At 67.3% G+C, this 16,306-nt stretch carries 20 protein-coding genes and 1 pseudogene; 12 read left to right on the forward strand and 9 right to left on the reverse strand.

Features of this window, described 5'->3' with window-relative positions; all coding sequences use genetic code 11:
• The 4 genes from AC1U89_RS05120 to flbT form a co-directional block, all read right to left on the reverse strand.
• The coding region (locus AC1U89_RS05120; protein ID WP_479898657.1) for a flagellin at positions 1-473 on the reverse strand (473 nt) is incomplete at its 3' end.
• Between the two features lie 320 nt (positions 474-793).
• Entirely contained in the window at positions 794-1,612 is an 819-nt protein-coding gene (locus AC1U89_RS05125; RefSeq protein ID WP_479898658.1) for a flagellin, read from the reverse strand.
• 327 nt (positions 1,613-1,939) lie between these two features.
• Positions 1,940-2,302, reverse strand: a complete 363-nt coding sequence (gene flaF, locus AC1U89_RS05130) for a flagellar biosynthesis regulator FlaF (protein WP_029914851.1) — start codon at positions 2,300-2,302, stop codon at positions 1,940-1,942.
• Positions 2,292-2,687 carry a flagellar biosynthesis repressor FlbT gene (gene flbT, locus AC1U89_RS05135; RefSeq protein WP_029914853.1) on the reverse strand — a complete coding sequence of 132 codons (396 nt, stop codon included), beginning with the start codon at positions 2,685-2,687 and terminating at the stop codon, positions 2,292-2,294. Before flbT ends, flaF begins: the two co-directional genes overlap by 11 nt.
• A gap of 182 nt (positions 2,688-2,869) precedes the next feature.
• Between flbT and AC1U89_RS05140 the strand changes: the two genes are divergently transcribed.
• The 7 genes from AC1U89_RS05140 to AC1U89_RS05170 all read left to right on the forward strand — a co-directional run bounded on the left by AC1U89_RS05140 (position 2,870) and on the right by AC1U89_RS05170 (position 8,683).
• Positions 2,870-4,669: a tetratricopeptide repeat protein gene (locus tag AC1U89_RS05140; protein ID WP_479898659.1), complete on the forward strand. Its 1,800-nt coding sequence runs from the start codon at positions 2,870-2,872 to the stop codon at positions 4,667-4,669.
• Between the two features lie 94 nt (positions 4,670-4,763).
• Complete coding sequence (locus AC1U89_RS05145; RefSeq protein ID WP_479898660.1) at positions 4,764-5,483, forward strand: cytidylyltransferase domain-containing protein; 720 nt, start codon at positions 4,764-4,766, stop codon at positions 5,481-5,483.
• Positions 5,480-6,073, forward strand: coding sequence for a UDP-4-amino-4,6-dideoxy-N-acetyl-beta-L-altrosamine N-acetyltransferase (gene pseH / locus AC1U89_RS05150; RefSeq protein WP_479898661.1), 594 nt, complete (start codon positions 5,480-5,482; stop codon positions 6,071-6,073). The genes AC1U89_RS05145 and pseH overlap by 4 nt, the downstream gene beginning before the upstream one ends.
• A gap of 91 nt (positions 6,074-6,164) precedes the next feature.
• A complete protein-coding gene (locus tag AC1U89_RS05155; protein ID WP_479898662.1) occupies positions 6,165-6,548 on the forward strand; it encodes a primosomal protein in 384 nt (127 codons plus the stop codon).
• A gap of 77 nt (positions 6,549-6,625) precedes the next feature.
• Positions 6,626-6,793: a hypothetical protein gene (locus AC1U89_RS05160; RefSeq protein ID WP_479898663.1), complete on the forward strand. Its 168-nt coding sequence runs from the start codon at positions 6,626-6,628 to the stop codon at positions 6,791-6,793.
• Positions 6,794-6,905: 112 nt separating this feature from the next.
• A complete protein-coding gene (locus AC1U89_RS05165) occupies positions 6,906-7,775 on the forward strand; it encodes an AAA family ATPase (protein ID WP_479898664.1) in 870 nt (289 codons plus the stop codon).
• A gap of 74 nt (positions 7,776-7,849) precedes the next feature.
• Entirely contained in the window at positions 7,850-8,683 is an 834-nt protein-coding gene (locus AC1U89_RS05170; protein WP_479898665.1) for a hypothetical protein, read from the forward strand.
• On the opposite strand, the gene AC1U89_RS05175 is transcribed toward AC1U89_RS05170, so the two are convergent.
• A complete protein-coding gene (locus AC1U89_RS05175) occupies positions 8,680-9,051 on the reverse strand; it encodes a hypothetical protein (protein WP_479898666.1) in 372 nt (123 codons plus the stop codon). The genes AC1U89_RS05170 and AC1U89_RS05175 overlap by 4 nt on opposite strands.
• A gap of 30 nt (positions 9,052-9,081) precedes the next feature.
• Positions 9,082-9,897 carry a universal stress protein gene (locus AC1U89_RS05180; protein ID WP_479898667.1) on the reverse strand — a complete coding sequence of 272 codons (816 nt, stop codon included), beginning with the start codon at positions 9,895-9,897 and terminating at the stop codon, positions 9,082-9,084.
• 139 nt (positions 9,898-10,036) lie between these two features.
• Between AC1U89_RS05180 and AC1U89_RS05185 the strand changes: the two genes are divergently transcribed.
• From AC1U89_RS05185 to AC1U89_RS05195, 3 genes and pseudogenes are all read left to right on the forward strand, one after another.
• Positions 10,037-10,678 (forward strand): YfbR-like 5'-deoxynucleotidase, encoded by a 642-nt coding sequence (locus tag AC1U89_RS05185; protein ID WP_479898668.1) that lies wholly within the window; start codon positions 10,037-10,039, stop codon positions 10,676-10,678.
• A pseudogene (locus AC1U89_RS05190) lies at positions 10,617-11,670 on the forward strand (NUDIX hydrolase). Before AC1U89_RS05185 ends, AC1U89_RS05190 begins: the two are co-directional and overlap by 62 nt.
• 189 nt (positions 11,671-11,859) lie before the next feature.
• A complete protein-coding gene (locus AC1U89_RS05195; RefSeq protein WP_479898669.1) occupies positions 11,860-12,246 on the forward strand; it encodes a hypothetical protein in 387 nt (128 codons plus the stop codon).
• A 741-nt stretch (positions 12,247-12,987) separates the two neighbouring features.
• On the opposite strand, the gene AC1U89_RS05200 is transcribed toward AC1U89_RS05195, so the two are convergent.
• Positions 12,988-13,416, reverse strand: a complete 429-nt coding sequence (locus AC1U89_RS05200) for a DUF1801 domain-containing protein (protein ID WP_479898670.1) — start codon at positions 13,414-13,416, stop codon at positions 12,988-12,990.
• Positions 13,417-13,657: 241 nt separating this feature from the next.
• Between AC1U89_RS05200 and AC1U89_RS05205 the strand changes: the two genes are divergently transcribed.
• Both AC1U89_RS05205 and AC1U89_RS05210 read left to right on the forward strand, forming a co-directional pair.
• Entirely contained in the window at positions 13,658-13,885 is a 228-nt protein-coding gene (locus tag AC1U89_RS05205) for a hypothetical protein (protein ID WP_479898671.1), read from the forward strand.
• A complete protein-coding gene (locus AC1U89_RS05210) occupies positions 13,882-14,775 on the forward strand; it encodes an SPFH domain-containing protein (protein ID WP_479898672.1) in 894 nt (297 codons plus the stop codon). The genes AC1U89_RS05205 and AC1U89_RS05210 overlap by 4 nt, the downstream gene beginning before the upstream one ends.
• Before the next feature lie 46 nt (positions 14,776-14,821).
• On the opposite strand, the gene AC1U89_RS05215 is transcribed toward AC1U89_RS05210, so the two are convergent.
• Together AC1U89_RS05215 and AC1U89_RS05220 are read right to left on the reverse strand one after the other, a co-directional pair.
• Positions 14,822-15,745, reverse strand: coding sequence for a sterol desaturase family protein (locus AC1U89_RS05215; protein ID WP_479898673.1), 924 nt, complete (start codon positions 15,743-15,745; stop codon positions 14,822-14,824).
• A complete protein-coding gene (locus tag AC1U89_RS05220) occupies positions 15,742-16,125 on the reverse strand; it encodes a hypothetical protein (protein ID WP_479898674.1) in 384 nt (127 codons plus the stop codon). The genes AC1U89_RS05215 and AC1U89_RS05220 overlap by 4 nt, the downstream gene beginning before the upstream one ends.
• Between the last annotated feature and the right edge of the window lie 181 nt (positions 16,126-16,306).

A 16,306-nucleotide genomic window follows, 5' to 3' on the forward strand; every position in this document is an offset into this window, starting at 1 on the left:
GTGAACTGCGAGCCGTCCGAGTTGGCCAGGAAGGCCAGCTTCTGGGTCGAGCCGTCGGCGATCGACACGCCGTTGAACTTGGCGTTGGTGACAGCCTTGGTGATCTGGTCACGCAGGCTTTCGAAGTCCGACTTCAGGGCGTTGAACGACGCGGTGTTCAGCGAGGTGTCGGAAGCGGCCAGGGCCTTTTCCTTCATCTTGCCAAGCAGGTCGGTGATGGTGTCGCCGGCGGCCAGGGCCACGTCGATGGTCGACTGGCCGCGTTGCAGCGAGTCCTTCACGGCGTTCAGCGAAGAGGAGGTGGCCGATTGGTTCTTGGCCATGGCCCAGATCGCGCCGTTGTCCTTGGCGGTCCCGACCTTCTTACCGGTGTTGATGCGTTGTTGCGTGACCTGAAGCTCCGAATTGGTGCTGTTCAGGTTTTGCAGGGCGATCATCGCACCGGCGTTCGTGTTGATGCTATTCAGCGGCATCGCGACAGTTCCTATTCAAGGGTTCCGACGTCATTTTGACTGCCGGGAGCATTTTGCTCGTTGAACTAGGAAGCAATGATCGGGCCAAAACTGCCCAGTAGGCAGAAATTTCCAACCACTTGAAATTGCAATGTTATAGTTTTGTTTACCGTGATTTTGATCGGCAATAATTGCCGAGCGACACATGGTCTCGGCAAAATCTGCCGGGCAATTTTTAGGTGGGCTTCGGACAATTCGACGAACGTCGGTCCTAAAAAAAGAAATGCCGGACGGTCCGTAGACCGTCCGGCTTTGATCGCTTCTTGGAGCCTAGTCGCCGATCACTTGAACAGCGAAAGGATCGACTGAGGCGTCTGGTTCGCGATCGAGAGGGCTTGAACCCCCAGTTGCTGCTTCGTCTGCAGCGACTGCAGCTTCGCGCTTTCCTTGGCCAGGTCCGCATCGACCAGGTTGCCGACACCCGCGTCCAGGCTGTCCTGCAGCTTACCCGTGAAGGTCAGGTGCATGTCCAGGCCCGTCGAGCTGGTGCCCAGGCTCGCCAGCTTGTTCGTCGCCGTGGTCATCGACTTGGTGATCGTGTCGATCATGGTCTTGGCCGCGGCGGCGGTCGTGAAGGTCGAGGTCGTGGTCAGACCCAGGCCCTTCAGCGAGAGAGTCTTGGCGCTCACCGTGTAGGCGACACCGTCCGAGTTGCTGAGGAACTGCAGCTTGGTGGTGGTGCCGTCGACGAGGCTGACGCCGTTGAACTTGGCGTTGGTGACAGCCTTGGTGATTTGGTCACGCAGCGAGGTGAAGTCCGAGACCAGGGCGTTGAACGAGGCGGTGTTCAGCGAGGTGTCGGAAGCGGCCAGGGCCTTTTCCTTCATMTTGCCGAGCAGGTCGGTGATGGTGTCGCCAGCGGCAAGGCCGACATCGATCGTCGATTGACCGCGTTGGAGGGAGTCCTTCACGGCGTTCAGCGATTGCGACGTCGCGCTTTGCATCTTGGCCATCGACCAGATCGCGCCGTTGTCCTTGGCGTTGGAGATCTTCTTGCCGGTGTTGATGCGTTGCTGAGTGTTTTGCAGCTCCGTGTTGGTGGAGTTCAGGTTTTGCAGCGCGATCATGGCGCCGGCATTGGTGTTGATCGAGTTCAGCATGGTGTGTCTCGCCATTTTGGGAGGATTGCCCCGGCGTTTTGCCGGTCGGGCGTTTTGCCCGCGGGAACCATCGCAAGCGGCGGGCCAGTCGGCGCCACACGGTGCAAGTCTTTAAATTGCTGTTTTGAAATGGCTTTTTCGAATACCACGTTCGCCGTGGCGCCGCCGATCGCCTGCAGAAACCGCCGGGCGGCAGCTTTTACCGGAAAGGTTTGCCGCCGGCGCCGCTAGCCCCTGCCCGCTCGCGGCGCATGGAAAAGGCGGGCGCCGAAACCGACGCCCGCCTCGCCATGACGGCTGAATTCAAGTTGGCCCGTCGGGCCGGGATCAGGCGCCGTCGGAACGGCCGGCCAGGCCCTGCATGATCATGCGGTTGATCTCGATCAGCGGCTCGAAATCCTCCTCCTTGCGCATGATGGCGCTGGAGTGGCGCCCGACCCACAGGCTGAGCGAGATGATGCTGGCCCGCAGCTGCACCGGCAGGGTGTTTTCCGGCAGGGCGCAGTCGGTCGCCAGGGCCGACCACACGCGCCGGTTCCAGTCGAGCGCGTCGATGCGCGTGGCGATGTCGTCCGCCGGCGCTTCGGACGCGGCCATGAGGGCGCGCGTCACCTGACCGAACAGACGGTATTCCATCTCGCGCGGATTTTCGGTCCGCGTCGCCGTCTGTTGATAGGCCCTAAGAGACATGCCCCAACCTCTGATCTTCGTACTCGATTAGCTTACGGCTCAGCATGAGCGCCTTGTAGTATTCCCGCGCCATCACGTGCTTGGAGATGGCGATGCAGTCGCCCAGCACGTCGGGATTGCGCACCACGCCCATGAATTCGGTCAGGCGGGTGGCGAATTCCTCGTACTGACGCTCGGCGCCGGCCTCGTCCAGGTACATCATCATGACCGGGAAATAGATCCGGCGCGCCGGCGTCGTGGCCTCGTCGGGCTGCATGATGTCCTTTTCACGCAGCACCGAGGCCTTGTTCTGGAGCACCAGCACGCCGCGACGGTCGCCGTTCTGGACGACCGCCCCGTTCAGCACGAATTTCTCGCCGGGTTTCAGCGACAGCTTCAATGGCACAAGGCCGCTCCCTCTTGCATTGCCGTGTCGCCCCATCCGCCGGAAGAGCGGTTCGGAGCAGAAGCTAGGCGGAGGCGGTTAACGTCCCCTTGCCAAGCCTGCGACCGGGAGACGCAGCTTAGGATACAATTAAACATACTGACCCAGAGGATGACTCTCTCCAACCGCCAAGGCCGCAATAGATGTCTCGCAGTCGCGACACCCAGATCTCGGCCGCCGCGCTGGCCGTCGCACAGGAATCCGTCGTTCAGCCCGTTAACCTTGGCTTCCAGACGGCCACCGGCGACGCCGCCTCGACCGAGGCCCTGGAGCGGCTGGATCGACAGGTCCACGAGGTGCGCAATCGGGAAGCCTCGCGGCTGCTGGAGCGCTCGGTCAGCGCCATGCACGGCGGCGACTTCGCCAAGGGCGAGAAGCTGGCGCTGAAGGCGCTGGAGTTCGACGACAAGCTGGGCGTGGCCTGGCACGTGCTGGGCATCGCCCGCGAGAAGATCGGCGACTTCGCCGGCTCGATGCACTGCTACGAGGCGGCGCTGAAGCTGCTGCCCAATCACGACGGCGTCGCCGGCGACCTGGGCCGCCTGGCCTTCCGCCTGAACATGCCGGAAATCGCCGTCAAGTTCTTCGCCCACTACGTCCAGGCCCGCCCCGGCGACCTGGAGGGCGTCAACAACCTGGCTTGCGCCCTGCGCGACCTCAATCGCTGCGAGGAGGCCATCGAKGTCCTGCGACCGGCCATCAACGCCAATCCCGAACAGCCGCTGCTGTGGAACACCCTGGGCACGATCCTGTGCAGCCAGGGCGACGGCAAGACGGCCCTGACCTTCTTCGACGAGACGCTGCGACTGGCCCCCAGCTTCGGCAAGGCCTACCACAACCGCGCCTACGCCAAGCTGGACCTGGGCGACGTCGAGGGCTCGCTGGCCGACTGCGACCAGGCGATCGCCTTCGCCGAATCCGCCGAGGACCTGGCGACGATGCAGTTCGGCCGCGCCACCACCCTGCTGGCCCTGGGCCGGGTCGGAGAAGGCTGGAGCGCCTACAAGGCCCGGCTGTCCAAGGACCTGACCGACGCCCCGCGCTTCACCATCGACGCCCCGCGCTGGAGCCCGGGCATGGACCTGGCCGGCAAGTCGCTGATGATCTGCGCCGAGCAGGGCCTGGGCGACGAGGTGATGTTCGCCAACATGCTGCCCGACCTGGTCGAGGCGCTGGGCCCCGACGGCAAGCTGACCCTGGCGGTCGAGCGCCGGCTGGTCCCGCTGTTCCAGCGCTCGTTCCCCAAGGCCGCCGTCTTCCCGCACAAGACCGTCGCCTACGAGGGCCGCGTCTATCGCGGCGCGCCGGAGATCGAGGACTGGAGCGGCATCGACTTCTGGGCCCCGATGGCCGACCTGCTCGAGGTGTTCCGTCCCAGCCTGGCCGCCTTCCCCCACCGTCCCAACTTCCTGACGGCCGATCCGGCCCGGGTCGCGCACTGGCGGCGGGTCCTGGACGAGAGCGCGCCCAAGGGCCCCAAGGTCGGCCTGCTGTGGAAGAGCCTGAAGCTGAACGGCGAACGGGCCCGGCAATTCTCGCCCTTCCTGCTGTGGCGGCCGATCCTCGAAGTCCCGGAGGTCACCTTCGTGAACCTGCAGTACGGCGACTGCAGCGAGGAGATCGCCCTGGCCAAGGCCGAGTTCGGCGTCGACATCTGGCAGCCGCCGGGCATCGACCTGAAGCAGGACCTCGACGACGTCGCCGCCCTGTGCTGCGCGATGGATATGATCGTCGGCTTCTCCAACGCCACCACCAACCTCGGCGGAGCCTGCGGCGCACCGATCTGGATGCTGACGGGCGCGGCGTCCTGGACCCGGCTGGGGGCCCAGACCTGGCCCTGGTACCCGCAGGCCCGTTGCTTCATCACGCCGGACTTCAACGACTGGAACCCAACCATGCAGGCGGTCGGCGCGGCCCTGCGCGAGCGCTTCCCGACCGCGTGACGGACAAGGCTTCGCCACGAGGCCACCGCATTTCAGCGGTAGACGAACACCGGCGTTGGGGCTTCATGTTCCCAACCTAACCTTGAGTACGCCCTTGCCGCTCGCCATCCTCCAAGCTCGCATGTCATCGACGCGGCTTCCMGGCAAGGTTTTGGCCGATCTGGCCGGCAAGCCGATGATCCTGAGGCAGATCGAGCGCCTGAAACGCGCCACGCGGCTGCAAAGGATCGTGGTGGCCACCTCCGACCAGGTCAGCGACGACCCGTTGGCCGTGTGCCTGATCGCCGCCGGCGTCGAGGTGTTCCGCGGATCGCTGGACGACGTGCTGGCCCGCTTCATCGGCGCGATCGACACCTTCGGACCGATCCGCACCGTGGTGCGCCTAACGGCCGATTGCCCCCTGGCCGATCCCGACCTGATCGACCAGACCCTGGCCCTGCACGAGCGCTCCGGCGCCGACTACACATCCAACACCCCGGCCCGGCGCAGCTTCCCCAAAGGCCTKGACGTCGAGGTGTTCGAATCCGTGGCCCTGAAGATCGCCGCCGACGAGACGACCGATCCTTACGACCACGAGCACGTCACGCCCTTCCTCTATCGCCACCCCAACCGCTTCAAGATCGAGGGCCTCGAGCAGGCCGCCGACGAGGGCGACGTGCGCTGGACGGTGGACCGGCCTGACGACCTGGACTTCGTCCGCGCGGTGTACGATGGACTCTACGCCGCCAATCCGACCTTCACGTCGGACGAGGTCCGGGCCTTCGTGCGAGGCCGACCGGACCTTGCGGCCCTGGGAGGAGATCGCCGCGTATGACCACTGGAGCCTCGGACGCCCCGTCCCACGCCGTCGTCCTGCGCGACGTGACCGAAGACGATCGTCAGAGGCTGCTGGACTGGCGCAACAGTCCCGAGGTCGCGGCCTACATGTACACCGACCACAAGATCGGCCAGGCCGAACACGACCGCTGGTTCGACGGCATGGCGAGCGACGCCCGCCGACGCTACTGGGTGATCGAGGTGGACGGCGAGCCGGTGGGCCTGGCCAACCTGGCCGATATCGACGCCAGGAACCGCCGCTGCGCCTGGGCCTACTACCTGGCCAGCCCGTCGGTGCGGGGGCTTGGCGTGGGGTCGTACATCGAGTTCTGGGTGATCGAATACGTCTTCGGCCCCCTGGGCTTCGACAAGCTGTGGTGCGAGGTGCTGCTGTCCAACGAAAGCGTCTGGAAGCTGCACGAGCGCTACGGCTTCCAGCGCGAGGCGCTGTTCCGCCATCACGTGATCAAGGACGGCGCGCCGGCCGACGTGGTCGGCCTGGGCCTGCTGGCCCAGGACTGGCCGGCCCGGCGCGAGGAGATGGCCCGGCGCCTCCTGGACAAGGGCTACGCCCTCCCCTTCGCCTAGCGCGACCGACGGAACAATCGTCACGGACGACGGGTTGAATCCGGGACAGCGGGGGCGTCGCCCTCGCCCTTCTGGTTTCAGGGAGCCCGCCATGCCCACCGACACCGACTATGACGACCAGGACGGCGCCGAGGTCCTGGACGAGACCAACCTGACAGAGGACGGCGACGACATCGCCAATTTCGACGAGCTGGACGACGTCTATGACGTCACCCAGGCCGACGGCGATGAAGACGAGGACGAAGAAGACACCGACTTCGACGACGAGGACGCCGACGAGATCGATGACGACCTGGAAGGCGAACGCGACGACGAGGGGCTGGACGTCGAGCGCGAACCGCTCAGCGCGATCGCCGGCGACGACGAGGATGTCGAAGACTCGATCTCGGACGACGACGACAGCGCCGCCGACTTCGAATCCACCGAACTGGCCGAGGACGACATCGAGTCGCTGGGCTACGCCAAGGAGAGCTGAGACGTTCAAGACGGCCGGACCGGCGTTGAAGCTGTATCCCCGCGCGCCTAGATTCATAAGGCGATAGGAGACCTGCCATGTCCGACGCCTCGCCCGAATCCGACCATGACGACCCGACGGAATATCTCGAGGACCAGCTGGAGGAAGGCCTGGAGGACAGCTTCCCGGCCAGCGACCCGCCGTCGGTGGCCCGCCGCCACCGCAAGCCGCCGCCCGAACTGCTGAAGCCGCGCGACGGAGCCTGACCACAAGCTGGCCCACAAGCTGGCTTGATCCGGCCGACCGTTGGTCTGTAGGTTAGTCCTGATTTGAACAACTGTTCGAGGCGGCTCACTGGAGCCGCCGTCAGGAAACCGTATGAGCTCGCGCTTCGAAGGCACCGCCGACTACGTCGCAACCGAAGACCTGAAGGTCGCCGTCAACGCCGCCGTGGCGCTGGAACGCCCGCTGCTGATCAAGGGTGAACCCGGCACCGGCAAGACCGTGCTGGCCTACGAAGTGGCCAAGGCGATGAACGCGCCGCTGCTGACCTGGCACATCAAGTCGACCACCAAGGCCCAGCAGGGTCTCTACGAGTACGACGCGGTGACCCGCCTGCGCGACAGCCAGCTGGGCGACGAGCGGGTCAAGGACGTCCGCAACTACATCAAGAAGGGCAAGCTGTGGGAGGCCTTCGAGGCCCCGGTCCGCCCGGTCCTGCTGATCGACGAGATCGACAAGGCCGACATCGAGTTCCCCAACGACCTGCTGCAGGAGTTGGATCGCAACGAGTTCTACGTCTACGAGACCGACGAGACGATCGCGGCCAAGGTCCGGCCGATCATCATCATCACCTCCAACAACGAGAAGGAGCTGCCGGACGCGTTCCTGCGCCGCTRCTTCTTCCACTACATCCGCTTCCCCGAGGAGGCGACGATGCAGGCCATCGTCGACGTGCACTTCCCGGGCATCAAGCAGAAGCTGGTCGCCGAGGCCCTGCGCATCTTCTACGACATGCGCAAGGTGCCGGGCCTGAAGAAGAAACCGTCGACGTCCGAGCTGCTGGACTGGCTGAAGCTGCTGCTGGTCGAGGACATCGACGAAAGCACCCTGCGCGAGAAGGATCCGACCAAGCTGATCCCGCCGCTGCACGGCGCCCTGCTGAAGAACGAGCAGGACGTCCACCTGTTCGAGCGCCTGGCCTTCCTGGCCCGCCGCGAGGGCTCGGGCGCGCGGCCCGGGCAGTAAGGGCCGTTACCGCGATTTCATTGGATTTCCGAGCGCCGCCGGACCACGTTCGCGTCGAACGGGAGATTCCTTTTATGCGACACCTGACGCTGCTGGCCGCCGCGAGCCTGGCCGCCCTTGCCTGCGCCTGCTCGCCCAAGGTCGAGGTCAGCCAGGGCGATCACAAGACGCCCGGCAAGCGCGCGCCGCTGCGGGTGATCAGCCGGCTGGACTGCCCCGACAAGCAGGGCGAACTGACCCGCGTCAGCGCCGCCGCCGACGGCCAGACCTGCGCCTATACCGGCCAGAACGCCGAGGTCACGCTGAGCCTGGTCGCGCTGAACGGCGGCGACGCCGAGGCCGCCTTGGCGCCGATCGAGACCGACCTGAAGGCCCTGATGCCGGCGGTCAAGTCGCCGCCCCCGCCGCCGCCCGGCGGCAAGGCCAAGGGCGACAGCGCCAAGATCAGCCTGCCCGGCATCAAGATCGACGCCCATGACAAGGGCGCCGACATCAAGATCGGCGGCCTGACGATCAACGCCAACGACGACACCGCCGAGGTCAAGGTCTCCAAGAACATCACGACCCGCGACGGCGACAGCACCAAGCGGGTGACCGAGCGGACCAGCGGCGGCAATTCCAACGTCAGCGTCCAGTCCACCAACGAGGACGAGGGCGACACCGAGATCCACGCCACCAACGAGGGCGCCCAGATTCGCCAGCGGCGGGGCGGCGACGGCGTGCGCGCCACCCTGATCCTGGCCAGCGACAAGGCCGTCAGCGGCTACCGCGTCGTCGGCTACGAGGCCCGCGGCCCCAAGGGCGGCCCGCTGGCCGTGGCCGTGGTCAAGGCCAAGGGCCGCGACGGCAGCGACCACGACATCTTCGAGGACATGAAGACCCTGGTCCGCCACAACGTCGGCGGTTAGACCGGCGTCACCTCCATCACCTTGTAGGTCAGGGCCCGGCCGTCGTCGTCGGTGACGGTGACGTATTCGCCCAGGGCGAAGCGGTGCTGGCCCAGCCGGTGGACGGGCTCGTCGTCCAGGTCCTCGCCCTCGTCATAGTCGAAAAACCAGCGCTCGCCCCGACGGTTCAGGCGGCCGTCGGCGGCGTCCTCGTCGGGGGCGAAGCGGCGGACCACGCACTCGTCCTTGGCCTTGGCGTAGGCGGCGGCGTCGAGGTGGCCGTCCTCGGTCAGGGGCGCGGTCAGGGCGTAACCGCGGTGGTCGTCGCCTCCCGCGAACTCGGTGCCGGGATTGCGGGCCAGGCGCATGACGATGCGTGACAGGGACATTGACCGTCCTCCTTCTTCTTTCAAAAAACGCTAGTGCGACAGGAACAGCGAAGGGCCGTCGCTGTTCAGCAGGCTCCGGGTGGTGCCGCCGAAGATGAACTCCTGCAGGCGCGGATGGCCGAAGGCCCCCGCCACCAGGAAGTCGGCGCCGACGTCCTTGGCCGCGCCCAGCAGCAGGGCCGAGGCGTCGCCGCCCGTCCCCTCCACCGTCTTGGGCTCGGCCTTGACGCCCCGGGCCGACAGGAACGCGACCAGGCGTTCCAGCTCGAAATTGCGCGACGAGGCGCCCGGCGCCCCGGCCACCACCACCTTGCCGGCCTTCTGCAGCAACGGCAGCGAAGTTCGCATGGCCCGGCTGGCCTCCTTGCCGCCGTCCCAGGCCACCAGCACCGTGCCGCCGACCTTCAGGCCCGGCCGCGCCACGACGACGGGACGCTGCTCGTCGGCGATCATCTGCTGGAACGATTCCGCCAGCGGCCCCTTGCCGCGCGCCGCCGCGCTGTCGAACACGATCACGTCCGACAGCCGGCCCTCCATGGCCAGGCCCGCCCACACCGGCGATTCCAGGCTGATCGCCGTGGCCCGGGCGTAGCCCAGCTCGGCCACCAGCTTGTCGACGGCGTGGTGGCCCTCGACGGCGGCCTCCTTCAGGCTCTCCAGCGCCGTGACCTGCACGCCGCCCATGAACCCCTCGCCCATCCAGGGCATCAGGTCGGCCATGTCGGCCGGGGCGTGGACGCAGGCCAGCTCGGCGTCGAAACCCGCGGCCAGGGTCTTGGCCGCTTCCAGGACGCCTCGGTCGGCGGGGGTCCCCGCCAGCGGCGCCATGATTCTCGCCCAGCTCATGATCGATCTCCCGGGTCAGACGCTTCCTAACGGCGACGGCATTTCCACAGGCAACCGGCCGCCGCTCATTGATCTTTGTCAAACGATGGGCCAGTCCAGACTGTGTAAGGCCTGCACCTTCACCGTAAGGAACGATCTCGTGGCCAAAGGGCTGCATAAAACTCCGCCCCGGGCGTGGCAGCGCATGCTGTCGGGCCGCAGGCTCGACCTGCTGGATCCCTCGCCGATGGACATCGAGATCGAGGACATCGCCCACGGCCTGGCCAGGGTGGCGCGCTGGAACGGCCAGACCACCGGCGAGCACGGCTTCTCGGTGGCCCAGCACAGCGTGGTGGTCGAGGAGATCGCCGCCCACATCAAGCCCGACCTCGAGCCGAAATGGCGCCTGGCCGCTCTGCTGCACGACGCCAGCGAATACGTGATCGGCGACATGATCAGCCCGTTCAAGGCGGCGCTGGGCGTCAGCTACAAGGACTTCGAGGCCCGGCTGGAGGACGCCATACACATCCGCTTCGGCCTGCCGCCCAAGGTGCCGGCCGCGATCAAGAAGCTGATCAAGCAGGCCGACCGGGCCTGCGCCTTCTTCGAGGCCACCCAGCTGGCCGGGTTCGAGCACGCCGAGTCCCTGGCGATCTTCGGTCCGCCCCCGGCCGGCTACGACCTGAAGATCCTGCCCCTGCCGCCGTTCGAGGCCCAGGCCCGCTACGTTCAGCGCTTCCATGTGCTGTCCCGCGCCGCCGGCTTCGAAAGCGCGCCGGGCATGGCGTTCGAGACCGAATGACCAGCGGGKCCGGCCCCACCTCGGTCGTCATCGGCCTGTCGGCGGTGGTGGTGGCCATCCGCGACGGCGAGGCCGTGGTCCTGACCGTGCGGCCGCACGACGCCGTCACCGACGTGGCCAGCCCCCTGCCCGGCCTGCCGTTCGGCCCGTTCGACCCGGCCGGCCACCGCACCTTCGAACTGGGCCTGCGGGCCTTCGTCACCGAGCAGACCCGGTTCCAGCTGGGCTATGTCGAACAACTCTACACCTTCGGCGACGAGGGCCGCGACGCGCCGCGCGCCGAGATGGGGGCCGGGGCGGCCCGGATCGTCTCGGTCGGCTATCTGGGCCTGACCCCCACGGCGGTCGAGACCCAGGTTCCCGACACCGCCTGGGCGCCCTGGTCGGCCTTCTTCCCGTGGGAGGACTGGCGCCACGGCCGTCCCGCCTTGCTGGACGAGGCCATCGCCCCCGCCCTGCGCCGCTGGGCCGGCGAGGACGCCGGCAAGTGGTCCCGCGCCCGCCTGGCCTTCGCCCTGGACGGCGCGCCCTGGAACGAGGAGCGCGTCCTGGAGCGCTACGAGCTGCTCTACGAGGCGGGCCTGGCCCCCGAGGCCGCCCGCGACCGGGCCCGGGCCGAGGGCCACGACCCGGCCGAGCCGGCCGCCCTGTCGGCCGCCCTGGGCGAGCCGATGATCTCGGATCACCGCCGCATCCTGGCCACCGGCCTGTCGCGCATCCGGGGCAAGATCAAGTACCGCCCGGTGGTCTTCGAGCTGATGCCCGCCGAGTTCACCCTGTCGGCCCTGCAGCGCACGGTCGAGGCCATCGCCGGGGTGCCGCTGCACAAGCAGAACTTCCGCCGCGTGGTCGAGCGCGAGGACCTGGTCGAGGGCCTGGGCCGCCAGGACGCCGACACCGGCGGCCGCCCGGCTGAGCTGTTCCGTTTCCGGAGGGAGATCCTCTCGGCGCGGCCGGCCATGGGGCTGAGCCTGCCGCTGCTGCGGGACTGATCGACACTTGCCCCCTACGGACCGCTTCGTGGTCGTCTTCCCCCACAGGGGGAAGATGGCCCGCGTTTTCGGCCTCCGCCCCCTGTGGGGGCGGACAGGCGGCGAAGCCGCCAGGTGGGGGCAAGTGTTCACCGGCGCAGTCTGACCAAACTTGCACCCGGCCGCTTCACGGCTAGGCTGCACGCCAAGATGGCAGCCCTGACCAGACCCCAACTCATCGCCGGCGGCGCGGCCGTGCTCGTCCTGGCCGGACTGGGCGCGGGCCTGACCGCCTACGTCCTGCGCGACACCCAGGCCGAGGCCGTCGATCATCGCGCCGACGACGTCGAGGCGATCGCGGGCGCCCGGATCGCCGTCGCCGACCGTTTCCCGGAGGCCCAGGGCGTCGACTTCGGCAAACTGTTCGTCCATTGGGACGGCGAAATCCCCTCCGTCTGCGGCGAGGTCGACATCGTCCAGGAGCAGGACGGCTTCGACGGCCCCGAGCGCTTCGTCTGGTCGCAAGGCGACCTGAAGCTGGAAGAGACCGACGGCAGCGACGCCCTGGACCAGTCGTGGAGCGACCTCTGCGTCTGAGGCGCGTCTCGGCCGCCTCACACGGCGAGCCGCTGAAGTTCGGGGAGGGCTGCGGAGCGCCGGGCCGGGCCCGGAAGCTTTTGAAGAAATACCGTTTCGACCAGGACCGACGCTCCGCGCGACCGTTATCCAGGAGCGTCCGGCGTCCGGCCCTGTTCGGACCTCGCCGGTCTAAAGCCCCCGACGGGCGGGCCGGGCCCACGAAGCCCGGTCCCGGAACGCGCGGGTCACCCCGCGCCTGTCGCCCCGCCGACCCTCATCCAACGCCGTATCTGTGGACCACGCCCGGCCGGCACCAGATGGATGAGGTCGCGGCCCCTCTCGGAACCGCCGCCGACGAGCGCTTCCCGCTCGACCGCCCCCCAAGGCCGCGAAGGTCGCAGGCCTTAGCGCCCTCCCCATCGCCTCGAGGTGGCCTGATTATGCGCCGGCGTGAAAGGGGGAGGATAAGTGATTTCGGAGCGTTGTTTTTGTTCAGGAAACACGCCGGGAGAGAGGGGGATAATTTTCCTGACTCTTTTGATCCCTCTCTCTTAGAGAGAGGGAGGGGCCCGCCGCGAAGCGGTAGGAGGGTGAGTGGTTACAATCTCTCAGGACAAAGCTCAGACGAAGACGCCGTATGTCCGGCCGCCACAGTGGAAGTCCGGATCATTTCGAAGAGCACGACGGCTCTGAATTTGCCTGCCGGCGGTGAAACCACTCACCCTCCCACCGCCTGTCGGCGGTGGGCCCCTCCGTCTCTCAAAGAGAGAGGGGTTTCAGCGCGTCCGCCACCACCTCCTCCAGCACGCCGACATCGACGTCCTTCACCGACCTGAAGCTGATGCAGTACCCCGTGACCTTGGCCTTGCCGAGCCGCGCCCCACAGGTCTTCGACAGGTAGGTCTTGTCCTCGAGACCCATGACGTAGAGCGACAGGCCGGAGGTATTTGCGCTGAGGCCGATCTTGTAGAACGCCCGCGTCTCCCCGTTGGCGTAGTGGAGCGTCTGCGCCCCGTATCCGATGTTCGGGTTGGAGACGACCTTGCCCTCGGCGTTCCGGCCGTCCAGGAACCACAGCTCGGCGTCGGGTGAAATCGCCTGGATGCGCCGGTCCAGGTCGCGCAATTCGTCGCGCTTGGCCGGAGACAGGCCGTCGATATAGCCGTCGATCTGTTCGCGCACGCCCATGCGAAGACCTCCATCTGTAGCTTCGCCAACGCCATGGCCCGGACCCGGTAGGCCGGCCGTTCGTCTGGAAGACGATCGAACCTGTCCGGAACCGACACGGGCCGCCGACTTTCCTCGTCCTTCGACCGCCTGCCGGACTCGCCTTCGTGGACAAGGTTTCACGTGCGTAGCTTGAGCAGACTTGTCACTGTGGCCGCGCCGGGCCGACACGCCTGACGTCAGGGACCGGCGGGGGGCCGTCATGATCTATGCCAAGGCCGCGGCCTATCTCATCGGATGGGTGACGCTGGCCGTCGTCCTGATTCGAGTCATCGTCGGCCCGCTCTGGGGCTCGGCCACCGACATCGGCCTGATCGCCGCGCCCCTCGCCTTCGCGATCGGCGTCGTCGGTCTCGGCAAGCTGGCGTCGATCATGCTCAAAGACCTGCACAAGACACGCGAACCGACCAACGAGGATATCGGGGAATGACTGAAGACTTCCAGACCAAGGCCGCCAAGGCCCGCGCCAAGGCCAAGGCGGCCGGCCGGAACTTCGCCGTCGGCGGGGTCAGCCTGCTGGTCCTGGTGGTGGGCTCGTGCAGCGTGATCTCGCACAGCACCACGGTCGAGCCCGGCAACGCCGGGGTGAAGATCAAGACCCTCGGGTCCGGCGCCGGCGTCTCGCCCGAGCCCCTGCCCGCGCGCTGGTACTTCCGCGGCATCGGCGAACGGATCATCCAGTATCCGGTGATCCAGCGCACCTACAGCTACACCCGCGAGAAGGACGAGCGCGGCAACGAGAACGAGGAGATCACCTTCTCCGACAACACCGGCCTGCCCATGACGGCCGACGTCTCGGTGACCCTGCAGGTGAACCCCGCCTCGGCGCCCAACCTGTACCAGACCTATCGCCTGTCGTTCGACCAGCTGCTGGACGGCCCGATCCGAAACGACGTGCGTTCGGCCGTCGCGGCCGAGGCCGAGAAGGTCGGCGTCGAGACTCTCTACAGCGGCGGCCGCCAGGCGGTGATGCAGCGCGCCTTCGCCCGGGTGTCGGGCAAGTGGGCCCGTCACGGCGTCACGGTCTCGCAGATGGATTGGATCGGCTCGATCCGTTATCCGGACGCCATCATCCAGCAGATGCAGAACAAGACCCAGCTGGAGCAGGAAGCCCTGGCGGCCAAGGCGCTGGAGGCCAAGGAGACCGCCCTGGCCAACGCCGCCATCGCCAAGGCGCGCGGCGAGGCCGAATCCATCCGCATCAAGGGCGAGGCCCTCCGCGCCAATCCGCAGGTCCTGCAGCAGCAGGCCATCGAGAAGTGGAACGGCGAACTGCCCAAGGTGACCGGCGGCTCGACGCCGTTCGTCAAGATCGACTAGGCAAACGGCCCGGGCGCGGCTCGCCGAGCGCGCCCGGCGTCGCCGCCTATTCCGCCGCCTGCGTCTCCGGCGTCGCCTTGCCGTCCCGCTCCAGCCGCGCCCGCCACTTGGCCTTCAGGGTGTGGGACGTGTCGCGCGAGCCGTCATGGCTCCAGCCCGGCGGGCCGAAGACATAGCCCAGGGCGTGGCGCGGGTGGGCGACGACGTCCTTGGCGATGCCGATGAACTCGTGGAAGACGTTGGTCAGCAGGTTGAAGCTGGCCAGGTTCTTGACCGTGCCGTAGCGGCACGCTTCCTCGTCCGACTCCGGGATGAAGGTGCCGAACATCCGGTCCCAGATGATCAGGATGCCGGCGTAGTTGGCGTCCAGATAGCGGGCGTTGCGGGCGTGGTGCACCCGGTGGTGCGAGGGCGTGTTGAACACCGCCTCGAACCAGCGCGGCATGCGCTTGATCGCCTCGGTGTGGATCCAGAACTGGTAGATCAGGCTGATCCCCTTCTGGATGGCCACCATGGCCGGCGGGAAGCCCAGGAACGACAGCGGCAGCCACAGCAACCACGTGCCGACCACCCCGCCCGTCCAGGTCTGCCGCAGGGCGGTCGACAGGTTGTAGTGGGTGGAGGTGTGGTGGTTGACGTGGCTGGCCCACCAGAACCGCCGCTCGTGGGCGATGCGGTGGAACCAGTAGTAGGTCAGGTCCTCGGCGAAGAAGAGGATCACCCAGGCCCAGACGGCGGTCATCGGGATCGTGAAGATGCGGTGCTGGTACACCCACACCGTGGCGGCGAAGATCGCCCCGCCCAGGATCGCGCCGGCGACGCTGCTGCCCAGGCCCATGGTCAGGGACATGGCGGTGTCCTTGGCCTCGTAGCGGGCGTCGGCCTTGCCCAGCCGGGCCAGGACGATCTCGAGGATGACGGCCAGCACGAAGAACGGAATGGCCATCTGCACGGGGTCGAAGGTCTTCATGCGAATTCCCGCGGCGGCCAGACGCCGTCCTTCAGGGCCAGGCGCGGGGCGCCGTCGGCGGTCTTGAGGCGGAGGAAACCCTTGTCGGCCTTGGCGGCCAGGGCGGCGCTCCAGGCCAGGTCGCGGGCCACGTAGCCGTCGCCCTTGCGCCAGGCGACCAAGGCCCGCTCGCCCGACCGCGCCACCAGGCCCGCGCCGTCGGCGGCGATCCACAGGGCGTCGACGCGGTCGTCGGGGAACTCCACGCCCAGCAGAGCGCGGGCCCCCTCGGCGTCCAGCGGCGGGGTCGGACGCGGAATCCGCGCCCAGGCCGCGATGGCGACCAGCAGGCTGACGGCCACGGCCGAGCCCACCAATTGAATCAACAGCGCCTTGTCCAAGCGACGCTTCCTCCCGAAACTTGACGCCAGCGTCACGCTTCACGGCGCGGGCGTCAAGCCGGCTCCGCCGAGGCATGGCGACGCGCGTCGGTCGAAAAGCGCCTTTACGGTGGGGCTTGCGCCGCCCTACGGTACCGCCAGGGTTGTTCAGTGCTCGCGAAGCCGATCTTTTGGGGGAAAT

It is taken from the genome of Caulobacter sp. 05T431 (genome assembly GCF_056665975.1).

Bases quoted from the DNA above. Each gene is read 5' to 3' on its own strand.
- AC1U89_RS05160 (WP_479898663.1), top strand. From the start codon at position 6,626: ATGTCCGACGCCTCGCCCGAATCCGACCATGACGACCCGACGGAATAT.
- AC1U89_RS05170 (WP_479898665.1), top strand. From the start codon at position 7,850: ATGCGACACCTGACGCTGCTGGCCGCCGCGAGCCTGGCCGCCCTTGCC.
- AC1U89_RS05180 (WP_479898667.1), bottom strand. From the start codon at position 9,897: ATGAGCTGGGCGAGAATCATGGCGCCGCTGGCGGGGACCCCCGCCGAC.
- flaF (WP_029914851.1), bottom strand. From the start codon at position 2,302: ATGTCTCTTAGGGCCTATCAACAGACGGCGACGCGGACCGAAAATCCG.
- AC1U89_RS05155 (WP_479898662.1), top strand. From the start codon at position 6,165: ATGCCCACCGACACCGACTATGACGACCAGGACGGCGCCGAGGTCCTG.
- AC1U89_RS05200 (WP_479898670.1), bottom strand. From the start codon at position 13,416: ATGGGCGTGCGCGAACAGATCGACGGCTATATCGACGGCCTGTCTCCG.
- AC1U89_RS05195 (WP_479898669.1), top strand. From the start codon at position 11,860: ATGGCAGCCCTGACCAGACCCCAACTCATCGCCGGCGGCGCGGCCGTG.
- AC1U89_RS05205 (WP_479898671.1), top strand. From the start codon at position 13,658: ATGATCTATGCCAAGGCCGCGGCCTATCTCATCGGATGGGTGACGCTG.
- AC1U89_RS05215 (WP_479898673.1), bottom strand. From the start codon at position 15,745: ATGAAGACCTTCGACCCCGTGCAGATGGCCATTCCGTTCTTCGTGCTG.
- AC1U89_RS05175 (WP_479898666.1), bottom strand. From the start codon at position 9,051: ATGTCCCTGTCACGCATCGTCATGCGCCTGGCCCGCAATCCCGGCACC.
- AC1U89_RS05210 (WP_479898672.1), top strand. From the start codon at position 13,882: ATGACTGAAGACTTCCAGACCAAGGCCGCCAAGGCCCGCGCCAAGGCC.
- pseH (WP_479898661.1), top strand. From the start codon at position 5,480: ATGACCACTGGAGCCTCGGACGCCCCGTCCCACGCCGTCGTCCTGCGC.